Here is a 12,006-nt window from a genome sequence, read left to right on the forward strand (position 1 = left end):
GCGTTCGGATGCGGCCGGGACCGCACCGAACTCGCGCATGACGCCGCGCGCCGATGCGGAACCGGGGCCGCCGGGGCCGCGCTAGGTTTAACCCATGGTTTTTTCGGTGGCAGTGGCGGGCGCGAGCGGGTATGCGGGCGGCGAACTGCTGCGGCTGCTCGCCGGACACCCCGAATTCGAGGTGCGCACGGTCACCGCGCACAGCAATGCCGGGCAGCTCCTCATCGATGTGCAACCATCGCTGCGTTCCCTCGCCCACCTGACCCTGGTCGACACGACCCCGCAAAACCTCAGCGGGCATGACGTCGTCTTCGTCGCCCTGCCGCACGGAAAATCCGGCGAGCTGACCGCGCACCTGCCGGCCGACACCCTCGTCATCGATTGCGGCGCCGACCATCGCCTCGAGAACCCCGACGACTGGGCCGCGTTCTACGGCGGCGACTACTTTGGCGCCTGGAGCTACGGCGTACCAGAACTGCTGATCGGCACCGGCAAGCAGCGCGACCGACTGGTCGGTGCCCGCCGCATCGCCGCCCCCGGTTGCAACGCCAGCACGGTCGCCCTCGCCCTGGCTCCCGGCATCCAGGCCGGCGTGATCGAGGCGCAGGACCTAGTCGCGGTGCTCGCCGTCGGCCCGAGCGGTGCCGGCAAGAGCCTGAAGCTACCCAACCTCGCGGCCGAGATCCTCGGCTCGGCCAACCCCTACGCCGTCGGCGGCACCCACCGGCACATTCCCGAGATCGTGCAGTCGTTGCGCTGGGCCGGCTCCGAAACCAACGCCACCATCTCGTTCACCCCGGTGATCGTGCCGATGGCTCGCGGTATCCTCGCCACCGCGACCGCTCGAATTGTGCCGGGCACCAGCGCCGCGGTCGTGCGTGCCGCCTGGCAGAGCGCCTACGCCGACGAACCGTTCGTGCACCTGCTGCCCGAGGGGCACTTTCCGCGCACGGCTGACGTTATCGGCGCGAACACAGCCCTGATCGGCCTGGCCGTCGACGTAGCAGCCGGCCGGGTCGTCACGATCACCGCCATCGATAATCTTGTTAAGGGCACCGCCGGCGCTGCCATCCAATCCGCCAACATTGCCCTGGGCCTGACCGAAACGCTCGGTCTGACCCTGAATGGAGTTGCTCCGTGAGTGTCACCCTTCCCGCCGGTTTTGCTGCTGCCGGTGTCACCGCCGGCCTGAAAAAGTCCGGCGGGCTCGACCTCGCCCTCGTGCAAAATCTCGGTCCGCTGCAGAACGCCGCGACCGTGTTCACGAGCAACCGCTGCCAGGCCAACCCCGTCATCTGGAGCACCCAGGTCATGAGCGACGGCCGGGTCAGCGCGATCGTGCTCAACTCGGGCGGTGCCAACTGTTATACCGGCAGCATCGGCTTCCAGACCACCCATGCCACCGCCGAAGCGGTCGCCACGCGCCTCGACATCTCCTCCGGCGACGTACTGGTCTGCTCCACCGGGCTGATCGGAGAGCAGCTCGACCTCGACCTCGTCACCGCCGGCGTCTGGGACGCTACCCTCTCCATCAAAACGGATGCCGCCACCACGCCCGAAGCCGGCCTCCTGGCCGCGCAGGCGATCATGACCACCGACACTCGCCCGAAGCAGGCCTCCCACACCTCGCCTCACGGCTGGAGCATTGGCGCAATGGCCAAGGGTGCCGGTATGCTCGCGCCGGGACTGGCCACGATGCTCGTCGTCATCACGACCGACGCCGTGCTCAGCTCGACCGACCTCGACACTGCGCTCCGCGCGGCGACCCGGGTCACTTTCGACCGCCTCGATTCCGATGGCTGCATGTCGACCAACGACACCGTGAGCCTGCTCTGCTCCGGGGCGAGTGCCGTCCCCACCGACCACGCGGAATTCAGCAAAGCGCTCACCGACACCTGCCGCGACCTGGTCCTGCAGCTGCAGGGTGACGCCGAGGGCGCCGCGCACGACGTGGCGATCACGGTCACCAACGCCGTCTCCGACGACGAAGCCGTCACCGTGGCCCGTGCGGTCTCGCGTAGCAACCTGTTCAAGTCGGCCATCTTCGGCAACGACCCCAACTGGGGCCGAGTGCTCGCCGCCGTCGGAACGGTACCGGTTCAGGACGCCGCATTCGACCCCTACGGCATCGATGTCGCCATCAACGGTGTGCAGGTCTGCACAGCGGGGGAGCCCGACCAGCCGCGCGAACTCGTCGACCTCTCGGGCCGCGCCGTGACTGTATTGATCGACCTGCACGCGGGTAGTGAAACGGCCACGCTGTGGACCAACGACCTCACCCACGATTACGTCGAAGAGAACAGCGCGTACTCGAGCTGAATATGACCGACATCACCCACGCAGACGAAACCAGCCAGGCCGAAGCATCCGTCAAAGCCGCGACGCTGATCGAAGCGCTGCCCTGGCTCAAACGCTTTCACGACCAGATCATCGTCGTGAAATTCGGCGGCAACGCCATGGTCAGCGAAGAGCTGCAACGCGCCTTCGCCGAGGACATGGTTTACCTGCGCTACGCCGGAATTCGCCCGGTCGTCGTGCACGGCGGCGGCCCGCAAATCTCGGCCATGCTCAAGCGCCTCGGCATCGAGAGCGAGTTTCGCGGCGGCTACCGGGTGACCACGCCCGAAGCGATGGACGTGGTGCGCATGGTGCTCACCGGCCAGATCAACCGCGACCTGGTCAGCCACATCAACCAGCACGGTCCGCTCGCCGCCGGACTGTCCGGCGAAGACGCCGGCCTGTTCCGCGGAAGACGTCGCGGCGTGGTCATCGACGGCGAAGAAGTCGACCTCGGACTGGTCGGCGACGTCATCGACGTCGACCCCGAAGCGGTGCTCGCCCAGCTCGCGGCAGGCCGCATCCCGGTGGTCTCGTCGATCGCCCCCGATACGGATGTCCCCGGCCAGTCCCTCAACGTCAACGCCGACGCTGCTGCTGCCGCACTCGCGATCGCGCTCGGCGCGGCGAAGCTCGTGATTCTCACCGACGTCGCCGGGCTGTACCGAGACTGGCCGAACCGGGATTCGCTGGTGTCGATCATCGACGTGGTCGAGCTGCGCGGTCTGCTTCCGCAGCTGGAATCAGGCATGATCCCCAAAATGACCGCCTGCCTCGACGCCGTCGAGGGCGGCGTCGCCAAGGCCGCGATCATCGACGGGCGAGTGCCGCACTCGATCCTGCTCGAAATTTTTACTGGAAGCGGCATCGGCACGGAGGTAGTACCCGCATGACTCAACATCCCTGGCAAGACCGTTTCGCCGACGCGATGATGAAAACCTTCAGCCCGCCGTTGGCCATGCTCGTGCGCGGTGAGGGCTGCTATGTCTGGGACGAAAAAGGCACCCAGTACCTCGACTTTCTGGCCGGCATCGCCGTGAACTCGCTCGGCCACGCCCACCCCGAGGTCGTCGCCGCCGTCACGAAGCAGATCGGCACGATCAGCCACGTCTCCAACTATTTCGCCACGCCGCCGCAGATCGAGCTGGCCGAACGTCTCAAGCGCATCACCGGCGCCGGCGACGAAGGTCGGGTTTACTTCTGCAACTCCGGTGCCGAGGCCAACGAGGCCGCGTTCAAACTGGCCCGCCTCAACAATAAGGGCCACCGCAACCGCATTATTTCGCTGCACGACTCCTTCCACGGTCGCACCATGGGAGCCCTCGCGCTCTCCGGCAAACCGCACATGCGCGAGGCCTTCGAACCGGTTCCCGGCGGCGTCGAACACATCGACAGCACGATCAAGGCACTCGAAGCGACCATCGACACCACCGTCGCCGCACTGTTTCTCGAACCGGTCAAGGGCGAGGCCGGCGTCATCGACCTGCCCGATGGCTATCTGAAGCGTGCGCGGGAGCTGTGCACCGAGCACGGTGTGCTGCTCATCCTCGATGAGATCCAGACCGGCATCGCTCGTTCCGGCGCCTGGTTCGCCTACAACCACGCCGACATTCTTCCGGATGCTGTCACCATCGCCAAAGGGATGGGCGGCGGTGTTCCCATTGGTGCGCTCGTCACCTTTGGCTGGGCCTCCGAACTGTTTCGCCGTGGCCAGCACGGCTCGACCTTCGCCGGGAATCCGCTGGTGACCGCGACCGCGAACGCGGTGCTCGGCGTGATCGAACGCGACGATCTCGCCGCCAACGCCACCTTAAGGGGCCAGCAGCTGCGCGAGATCATTCTCGGTTTCAAGTCTCCCTGGATCGAGGAAGTGCGTGGGCGCGGACTGCTGCTCGGCATCGGCCTGACCGAACCGGTCGCGTTGAAGCTGGGAGCTGCCGCTTTGGCCGAGGGCCTGATCGTCAACGCCGCCAATGAGACCAGCATTCGAATCGCCCCACCGCTGATCGTGGGTGACACCGAACTCGCCGACTTCCAGGACCGGTTCGGGCGAGCCCTGGCCAGCCTCTAGGCTGGACGAATCCCTCTGTGCTTGCTGGGAACCGTGCGGGGCCGCTGGAGCGGCATCCGCTTGCCCGCTAAAAGCATTCCAACCGAAAGTGACACCGTGACCCGCCATTTCCTGCGCGACGACGACATCTCCCCGGCCGAACAGGCCGAGATTCTCGACCTGGCCCTGGAGCTGAAGCGAGACCGATTCGCGGTGCGCCCGCTCAATGGCCCGCAGACCGTGGCGGTCATTTTCGACAAGTCTTCGACCCGCACCCGGGTGTCCTTCGCGGTCGGCATCGCCGACCTCGGCGGCAGCCCGCTCATCATCAGCACCGCGAACAGCCAGCTCGGCGGCAAGGAAACCGCCGCCGACACCGCTCGCGTGTTGGAACGCCAGGTCGCCGCAATCGTCTGGCGCACCTACGGTCAGGCCGGACTCGAAGAAATGGCGCTCGGTACCACGGTGCCGGTCATCAACGCGCTCAGCGATGATTTTCACCCCTGCCAGCTGCTCGCCGACCTGCTCACCATCCGGGAACACCGCGGCGACCTGGCCGGCCAGACCCTCGCCTTTCTCGGCGACGGCGCCTGCAACATGGGCCAGTCCTACCTGCTCGCCGGCGCGACTGCGGGGATGCACGTGCGTATCGCGTCGCCGGTCGGGTACACCCCCACCGATCAGGTCGTAGCGGATGCGACCGCCATCGCCGCCCAGACCGGCGGCTCGGTCGCGCTGTTCACTGACCCGCGCGAGGCCGTCACCGGTGTCGATGTGGTCATCACCGATACCTGGGTGTCGATGGGTAAGGAAGAGGAGAAGGCCGCGCGCCTCGGCGACCTCGGCCAGTACCGGGTCGACGCGGAACTGATGAGCCTGGCCAAGCCGGGCGCGCACTTCATGCACTGCCTGCCGGCCGACCGCGGCTACGAGGTGACCGCCGACGTCATCGACGGCCCGCAGAGCATCATCTGGGACGAGGCGGAGAACCGCCTGCACGCCCAGAAGGCGCTGTTGGTCTGGCTGCTCGCCCACAACGCGGCCTGACCGACCCGATCGCGGCCATCCGCTCTCATGCTTTCTGACCGGGCCTGGGCCCGGAAAGAGTGAGAGAAGCGGGCGGGCGACCGGGCGACCGGGGGCCGCGCCACAGCACGTAAACTTTAGACAGATCAAGATTTTAGGGAGAACCATGGCGGAACGCGTTGTACTCGCATACTCGGGGGGACTGGATACCTCGGTCGGCATCGGCTGGCTCAAAGATGCCACCGGCAAAGAGGTTGTAGCCCTCGCCGTCGACGTCGGACAGGAGGGCGAAGACATGGACGTAATCCGTCAGCGCGCCCTCGACTGCGGCGCCGTCGAATCCATCGTCATCGACGCCAAGGACGAGTTCGCCAACGACTACATCATCCCGACACTCAAGGCCAACGCCCTGTACCAGAAGCGTTATCCGCTGGTCTCAGCCATCAGCCGCCCGCTGATCGCCAAGTACCTCGCCTCCACCGCCAAGGAACTCGGCGCCGACAGCGTCGCCCACGGCTGCACCGGTAAGGGCAACGACCAGGTTCGATTCGAAGCCGCCGTCGCCGCGCTCGCCCCCGAGCTGACCTCGCTCGCCCCGGTCCGCGACTTCGCGCTGACCCGCGACAAAGCCATCGAGTACGCCGCCAAGCATGACCTGCCCATCGTGCAGTCCAAGAAGAGCCCGTACTCGGTCGACCAGAACGTCTGGGGTCGCGCAGTCGAGACCGGATTCCTCGAAGATCCGTGGAACGCGCCGATCGAAGACCTGTACACCTACACGCAGGACCCGTCGGTCACCCGCGCCCCGACCGAGGTCGTCATCTCCTTCGAGCAGGGTGTGCCCGTCGCCATCGACGGCAAGAAGGTCACCCCGCTGCAGATGATCCAGCTCATGAACCGTCTCGCCGGCGACCAGGGTGTCGGTCGCATCGACATCGTCGAGGACCGTCTGGTCGGCATTAAGAGCCGTGAAATCTACGAAGCCCCCGCGGGAATGGCGCTCATCGCCGCCCACGAAGAGCTAGAGAACATGACCGTCGAACGTGACGTCGCCCGCTACAAGCGCGGCGTCGAGAGCAAATGGGCCGAGCTCGTCTACGACGGCCTGTGGTTCTCCGGCCTGAAGAAGAGCCTCGACGTGTTCATCGAGGACACTCAGAAGTACGTGACCGGCGACATCCGTTTAAAAATGCACGCCGGCACTGCCGTCGTCACGGGGCGTTCGAGCACGACCAGCCTGTACGACTTCAACCTCGCCACCTACGACACCGGCGACTCCTTCGACCAGACCATGGCGAAGGGCTTCATCGAGCTGTGGTCGCTGCCGAGCAAGGTCGCCGCACGACGCGACGCCGCCGCGAAGTAGGGCATCCGTGTCGAGTGAGAAAAACCGCGCCGGTCGAGCTGGTGCCCTCTGGGGCGGCCGTTTCGCCGGGGGACCGTCGCCGGAACTGGCACGGCTGAGCAAGTCGACCCAGTTCGACTGGATGCTGGCCGAATACGACCTGCAGGGCAGCCGCGCGCATGCTAGGGCCCTCGCCGCCGCCGGATATCTCACCGACACCGAATTGACCCAGATGGTCGGCGCGCTCGAACAACTCGAGCGCGCCGTCGTGTCCGGCGAATTTCTGCCAGCCGGAGCCGATGAAGACGTGCACTCGGCCCTTGAACGTGGCCTCATCGACATCATCGGCGTCGAGGTCGGCGGCAAACTTCGCGCCGGCCGCAGCCGCAATGACCAGGTCGCAACGCTTGTGCGCATGTGGCTGCGCGACCACGCCGCCATTCTCGCCTCCCTCGTCATTGAACTGATCGACGCCCTCGCCGCTCAGGCCGAAGCGCACTCCGGGGCCATCATGCCCGGCCGCACCCACCTGCAGCACGCCCAGCCGGTGCTGCTCGCCCACCACCTGCTGGCGCACTGCTGGCCACTCGTGCGCGACCTCGACCGCTTCGCGGACTGGGGCCGGCGAGCGGATGCGTCCCCCTACGGTTCAGGCGCCCTCGCCGGCAATACCCTCGGTCTCGACGCGCATCTCGTCGCCGTCGACCTGGGCTTCGCCGCCGTGGTTGAGAACTCCATCGACGGCACCGCGAGCCGCGACCTGGTCGCCGAATTCGCCTACATCACCGCTCAAATCGGCATCGACATGTCGCGGCTGGCCGAAGAGATCATTCTCTGGAACACCCGCGAATTCGGGTTCGTCACCCTCGACGACGCCTATTCCACCGGGTCCTCGATCATGCCGCAGAAGAAGAATCCAGACATCGCCGAGCTCGCTCGCGGCAAGTCGGGCCGCCTGATCGGCAACCTCACCGGGCTGCTCACCACGCTCAAGGGCCTGCCGCTCGCCTACAACCGCGACCTGCAGGAAGACAAAGAGCCGGTCTTCGACTCGATCCAGACCCTCGAAGTACTGTTGCCCGCCTTCACCGGCATGGTCGCGACACTCACCTTCCACACCGAGCGGATGGCCGAGCTCGCGCCGCAGGGGTTCTCCCTCGCCACGGATGTCGCCGAATGGCTGGTCAAACGCCACGTTTCGTTCCGTGATGCGCACGAGATCACCGGTTCGCTGGTGAAGTTCGCCGAGACGAACGGACTCGACCTGCACGAGGTCGACGACGCGGCGCTGCTGGCGATTTCGCCGCACCTCGTTCCGGAGGTGCGCGAGGTGCTCACCATCCGCGGATCGGTCGACAGCCGCGACGGCGCCGGCGGAACCGCGCCGGTGCGCGTCGCCGAGCAGCGGGCCCACCTGGTCAACCGGGTACGCGACCTGACGGCGGAGCTCAGCCGGTAACCGTGCCGAACGCGTCCGGCCCGGCTGGAAAGTCAGTGGGGTTGGCGCTTGGAATCGAGTCCTCGTGGTGGTTTTGGATGCCGGGGGAGGCATCCGTTCAGGCCGTCGAAAAGAGCGGCGCTAGACCAGTGCCATCGGCACGAGGGCGGCGCAGGCACAGGCCCAGGTGAGGCTTGACAGGGTGCCGATGATGAACCTCTCACGCGATTCTGCCGCGGCCAGCTCGGTGAACCGGCCGACACCCTTGATGGCGACGACGACGGCGATGGCCTCGGGGAAGCCAGCCAGAATAGCGCCGGCCACGGCGAGACGTTCCAGGATGCCGATGGTCACACCCCCGCGCAGCACCTCGTGGGTCTCCGGATCACTGATCCCGGCCATGGTCGGGGCCGGTTTTCCGGCGTTCAGAACCATGATTCCACCGTGCTGGCCCGGCGGCACCGAGTTGTTGGTGGCGAGATCGAGGGCGAGTACCGCGACGGGGCCGCCGCCGATGACGGCGAGGGCCAGGGCCAGCATGCCGAGCACAATGCCGAAAGCGCTCGGGCCGGGCCCGACGGGGACAGCGGCCAACACCAGCGCGACGGCCAGTCCAGCGATGGCGGCGACGGCGTAGAGCTGCCGATGCAACTTGAAGGCGATCGCGGCGCTGGTGAGCGCGGCGAGGGTGACCAGGAGTAGGACGACCCAGTACAGAAACGTGAGAACGGTGAAAGTCATGCGGGTTCCGTTTCGTTCGGGCCGGTGTTCGGGCCAGCATCGAGTTGCTCTAGCAGCCTAACCAACGCCGGCCGTGCGGCCTGCTCGACCCGGTACTGCGCCGCTTTGAGCCGCTGGCTCACCGCCCCGGTGGTGATGCCGAGCCTGTCCGCGATGTCGGTCTGGGCCAGTCCGCTTTCGAACAGATCACCGGCCTGCCAGCCCTGCGGGGAGCGGCGTTGACGCAGCAGCAGGAGCATGGTGAGGAGTGCCTCGATGCCGGGGGCTGCGGCATCCGTTTGACCGACGTCGAGCGCAAAGTGCGCCTCGGTCTTCTTGGCCCGAAGTACGGCCTCGCGGGCTGCGATGAACGCGCCACCGGTGGCCTGCCGTGTCGACGCCGGCAGGGGAGTGCGTACGGTGCCCACCCCGAGTCCGACGCTCCAGTGGCCGGAACGGTGCAGCGTGAGAATGGCGTTGAGCGTTGGCCGGGCCGTCGAGACAAGCAATTGGATCTCATCGCCCGCCGTCTGGTCGGGCGGCAGACTATATGCGTGCGGGCTCTGGTCCACGAGTCGCGCGATCATCTCCCGCGCTCGATCGTGATCGTTGCGGCTGTCAATCTGGTCAGCGGTGATGACAAACATGGGCTGAGGCTCCGTCCTGCATTCAGTATAATTCAGGTCACAGGCTAAATCAAATGAGATATAGGTTTTAGACTAAATTGCTCTTCGAGACGAGCGGATGCCGCCCGCAACTCGTCGAGGCCGCCACGGCTGGTAATCTGAACGCGTGTCAGACCCCACCATCCTCGCCCAGCAGACCAACGATCCCTCTTTCGATTCCGTCTGGGAGGAGATCAACTGGCGCGGCCTCGTGCACGTCTCCACCGACGAGACCGAGCTCAAAGCGCTGCTCGATGGCGGTCCGATCACCTACTACTGCGGATTCGACCCGACCGCGCCGAGCTTGCACCTCGGCAATCTCGTGCAGCTGCTGCTAATGCGGCGCCTGCAGCTGGCCGGGCATCATCCGCTTGGACTGGTCGGCGGATCCACGGGACTCATCGGGGATCCGCGCCCGACCGCCGAGCGCACGCTGACCCCGACCGATACCGTCGCAGAATGGGTCGGCTACCTGCAGGCCCAGGTTTCGCGGTTCTTGAGCTCAGAGGGCGATAACGCCGTCACCCTGGTGAACAACCTGGACTGGACCGCACCGCTTTCCGCGATCGATTTTCTACGCGAAATCGGCAAATACTACCGCGTCGGCACGATGCTCAAAAAGGATGCTGTCAGCGCGCGGCTAAATTCTGATGCCGGCATTAGCTACACCGAATTCAGCTACCAGATTCTGCAGGGCCTGGACTACCTCGAACTGTTCCGCAGCTACAACTGTGTGTTGCAGACCGGTGGCAGCGATCAGTGGGGCAATCTCACGAGCGGAACCGATCTCATCCGTCGGGCCGAAAGCGGCAGCGTGCACGCGATCGGCACGCCGCTCATCACTAACAGCGACGGCACCAAATTCGGCAAGAGTGAGGGCAACGCGGTCTGGCTGGACCCCAACCTGACGAGCCCCTACGCCTTTTATCAGTTCTGGCTCAACACTGACGATGCCGACGTGGTTTTTCGGCTCAAGGTGTTCACATTTCTGTCACGGATCGAAATCGATCGGTTCGCCGAGCTTGTCGAAAACGAACCGTTCCGCCGGGAAGCGCAGCGCCGACTCGCCCTCGAGGTGACCAGCCTCGTGCACGGCCACGCGGCGACGGATGCTGCCATCCACGCCGCCGAGGCGCTGTTCGGTCAGGGCGACCTTGCGGAACTCGACCCCGATACCCTCGAGGCCGCGTTGCGCGAACTTCCGCACACCACGACGGCGCCGCACGCCACCGTATTGCAGTTGCTCGTCGACACGGAATTGTCGAAGAGTCTCGGTGACGCGCGCCGCGCGGTGCAGCAGGGCGGGGTCTACCTGAACAACGAGAAGGTCACCAGCGTCGACCTGACCATCGAAGGATCGGTGCTTCCCGGGGGAGTGGCTGTACTGCGTCGCGGCAAGAAGACGCTCGCCGGCATTTTCGTCGAGTAGCTGTTTCGAGGCGCGAGCTCGGTGCAGGGGTCGGGCAGGTGTGGGTGGCAAGATGTCGACGTGGACACTCTTCGAACCGAACGCCTGCTGCTGCGCCCTTGGACCCTCGATGACACCGACTTCGTCTTCGGGTTGTACTCGTTGTGGTCCGTGCAGCAACACATCGGGTTGCACCCGCGGGTGATGACCGACCGCGCCGAGGCGATCGCCGTGATCACCCGGTGGCAGGGAATGGAACACCCCATTCACGCCATCAGGGCCGTAACGGATGCGGACACCGGCGAAATCTTCGGCAACCTGCTGCTCAAGTCGATTCCAGCCTCGAGCCCGGTCACGCCGCTTGAACCGTCGGGGGATACCGAGATCGGCTGGCACTTTCACCCGCACGCGTGGCACCACGGCTACGCGACCGAGGCGGCATCCGCTGTACTGGCCGAAGGGTGGAAGACGGGACTCGACCGGGTGGTGGCCGTGACCACCCCGAGCAATCGTCCTTCGCAACGGGTCTGCCTGCGCATCGGTATGACGCACAAGGGGAGAACCGACCAGTACTACAACTCCGTGAGCGAGCTCTTCGTCGCCGAGGCCCCCGCGACTTAGCCGTCTCCAGTGGGGTGTGGCACCCCGCCTTGCCCCGTCACCCGCAGCCAGCCCCGGTCGGTCCATCCATGGATAGGTTCGGGGCCCGGGCCCGGAAAGCGGGCCCATGTTCTATCGTGGGCTCGGTTCCCGAAGGTGGGCCCGGTTTTCTCGGTGGACCGGTTCATGAGAAGAGCGCGGGCCGGTCTCTAAAACGCCCCATTCTGTCGATCGAGCTTGTCGAGATCGCCGTCGACCAGCGCGGGCTGGTCTGCGGCCGTGAAGGCCGGCGAGTGGGTGCGGAGCGGTGCGACACGCCCGGGTGGGGGGCGTTTTGACGGGTGGGTGGTCTGGCCGTAATGTATCTATACGTACCCCAAAGGTGCGGAAAGCCGTAGTGCTTTCCGGCCTCATGTG

The 12,006-nt window shown here is 65.9% G+C and carries 11 protein-coding genes; 9 read left to right on the forward strand and 2 right to left on the reverse strand.

Features of this window, described 5'->3' with window-relative positions:
* The first annotated feature begins 94 nt into the window (after positions 1 to 94).
* The 7 genes from argC to argH all read left to right on the forward strand — a co-directional run bounded on the left by argC (position 95) and on the right by argH (position 8,217).
* The gene (gene argC / locus E3T41_RS03315; protein WP_092449832.1) at positions 95 to 1,141 is read left to right on the forward strand and encodes an N-acetyl-gamma-glutamyl-phosphate reductase; all 1,047 of its coding nucleotides are present in this window, start codon (positions 95 to 97) and stop codon (positions 1,139 to 1,141) included.
* A complete protein-coding gene (gene argJ / locus E3T41_RS03320) occupies positions 1,138 to 2,319 on the forward strand; it encodes a bifunctional glutamate N-acetyltransferase/amino-acid acetyltransferase ArgJ (protein WP_134477330.1) in 1,182 nt (393 codons plus the stop codon). Before argC ends, argJ begins: the two co-directional genes overlap by 4 nt.
* 2 nt (positions 2,320 to 2,321) lie before the next feature.
* Positions 2,322 to 3,230 (forward strand): acetylglutamate kinase, encoded by a 909-nt coding sequence (argB, locus tag E3T41_RS03325; protein ID WP_092449828.1) that lies wholly within the window; start codon positions 2,322 to 2,324, stop codon positions 3,228 to 3,230.
* Positions 3,227 to 4,408 (forward strand): acetylornithine transaminase, encoded by a 1,182-nt coding sequence (locus E3T41_RS03330; protein ID WP_092449826.1) that lies wholly within the window; start codon positions 3,227 to 3,229, stop codon positions 4,406 to 4,408. Before argB ends, E3T41_RS03330 begins: the two co-directional genes overlap by 4 nt.
* Before the next feature lie 96 nt (positions 4,409 to 4,504).
* On the forward strand, positions 4,505 to 5,434 hold the full coding sequence (argF, locus tag E3T41_RS03335) for an ornithine carbamoyltransferase (RefSeq protein WP_134467683.1): 930 nt from the start codon (positions 4,505 to 4,507) through the stop codon (positions 5,432 to 5,434).
* A 145-nt stretch (positions 5,435 to 5,579) separates the two neighbouring features.
* Complete coding sequence (locus E3T41_RS03340; RefSeq protein WP_092449824.1) at positions 5,580 to 6,779, forward strand: argininosuccinate synthase; 1,200 nt, start codon at positions 5,580 to 5,582, stop codon at positions 6,777 to 6,779.
* A 7-nt stretch (positions 6,780 to 6,786) separates the two neighbouring features.
* Positions 6,787 to 8,217, forward strand: a complete 1,431-nt coding sequence (gene argH, locus E3T41_RS03345; RefSeq protein WP_134477332.1) for an argininosuccinate lyase — start codon at positions 6,787 to 6,789, stop codon at positions 8,215 to 8,217.
* 120 nt (positions 8,218 to 8,337) lie between these two features.
* Here the strand turns inward: argH and E3T41_RS03350 are convergent, their stop codons facing one another.
* Both E3T41_RS03350 and E3T41_RS03355 read right to left on the reverse strand, forming a co-directional pair.
* The gene (locus E3T41_RS03350) at positions 8,338 to 8,937 is read right to left on the reverse strand and encodes a hypothetical protein (RefSeq protein ID WP_092449820.1); all 600 of its coding nucleotides are present in this window, start codon (positions 8,935 to 8,937) and stop codon (positions 8,338 to 8,340) included.
* Positions 8,934 to 9,563, reverse strand: coding sequence for a DNA-binding protein (locus E3T41_RS03355; protein WP_104132450.1), 630 nt, complete (start codon positions 9,561 to 9,563; stop codon positions 8,934 to 8,936). The genes E3T41_RS03350 and E3T41_RS03355 overlap by 4 nt, the downstream gene beginning before the upstream one ends.
* Positions 9,564 to 9,708: 145 nt before the next feature.
* On the opposite strand from E3T41_RS03355, the gene tyrS reads away from it, so the two are divergent.
* Both tyrS and E3T41_RS03365 read left to right on the forward strand, forming a co-directional pair.
* Positions 9,709 to 11,010: a tyrosine--tRNA ligase gene (gene tyrS / locus E3T41_RS03360; RefSeq protein WP_134477334.1), complete on the forward strand. Its 1,302-nt coding sequence runs from the start codon at positions 9,709 to 9,711 to the stop codon at positions 11,008 to 11,010.
* 60 nt (positions 11,011 to 11,070) lie between these two features.
* Entirely contained in the window at positions 11,071 to 11,610 is a 540-nt protein-coding gene (locus E3T41_RS03365) for a GNAT family N-acetyltransferase (RefSeq protein WP_134477336.1), read from the forward strand.
* Positions 11,611 to 12,006: the final 396 nt, after the last annotated feature.

The organism is Cryobacterium sp. Hh38, from assembly GCF_004403235.1.
GTDB lineage: Bacteria > Actinomycetota > Actinomycetes > Actinomycetales > Microbacteriaceae > Cryobacterium > Cryobacterium levicorallinum.

What these genes read in the sequence shown, in the direction of transcription:
- E3T41_RS03330 (WP_092449826.1), top strand. Translation starts at nt 3,227, where the DNA reads ATGACTCAACATCCCTGGCAAGACCGTTTCGCCGACGCGATGATGAAA.
- E3T41_RS03355 (WP_104132450.1), bottom strand. Translation starts at nt 9,563, where the DNA reads ATGTTTGTCATCACCGCTGACCAGATTGACAGCCGCAACGATCACGAT.
- argB (WP_092449828.1), top strand. Translation starts at nt 2,322, where the DNA reads ATGACCGACATCACCCACGCAGACGAAACCAGCCAGGCCGAAGCATCC.
- argC (WP_092449832.1), top strand. Translation starts at nt 95, where the DNA reads ATGGTTTTTTCGGTGGCAGTGGCGGGCGCGAGCGGGTATGCGGGCGGC.
- E3T41_RS03350 (WP_092449820.1), bottom strand. Translation starts at nt 8,937, where the DNA reads ATGACTTTCACCGTTCTCACGTTTCTGTACTGGGTCGTCCTACTCCTG.
- E3T41_RS03340 (WP_092449824.1), top strand. Translation starts at nt 5,580, where the DNA reads ATGGCGGAACGCGTTGTACTCGCATACTCGGGGGGACTGGATACCTCG.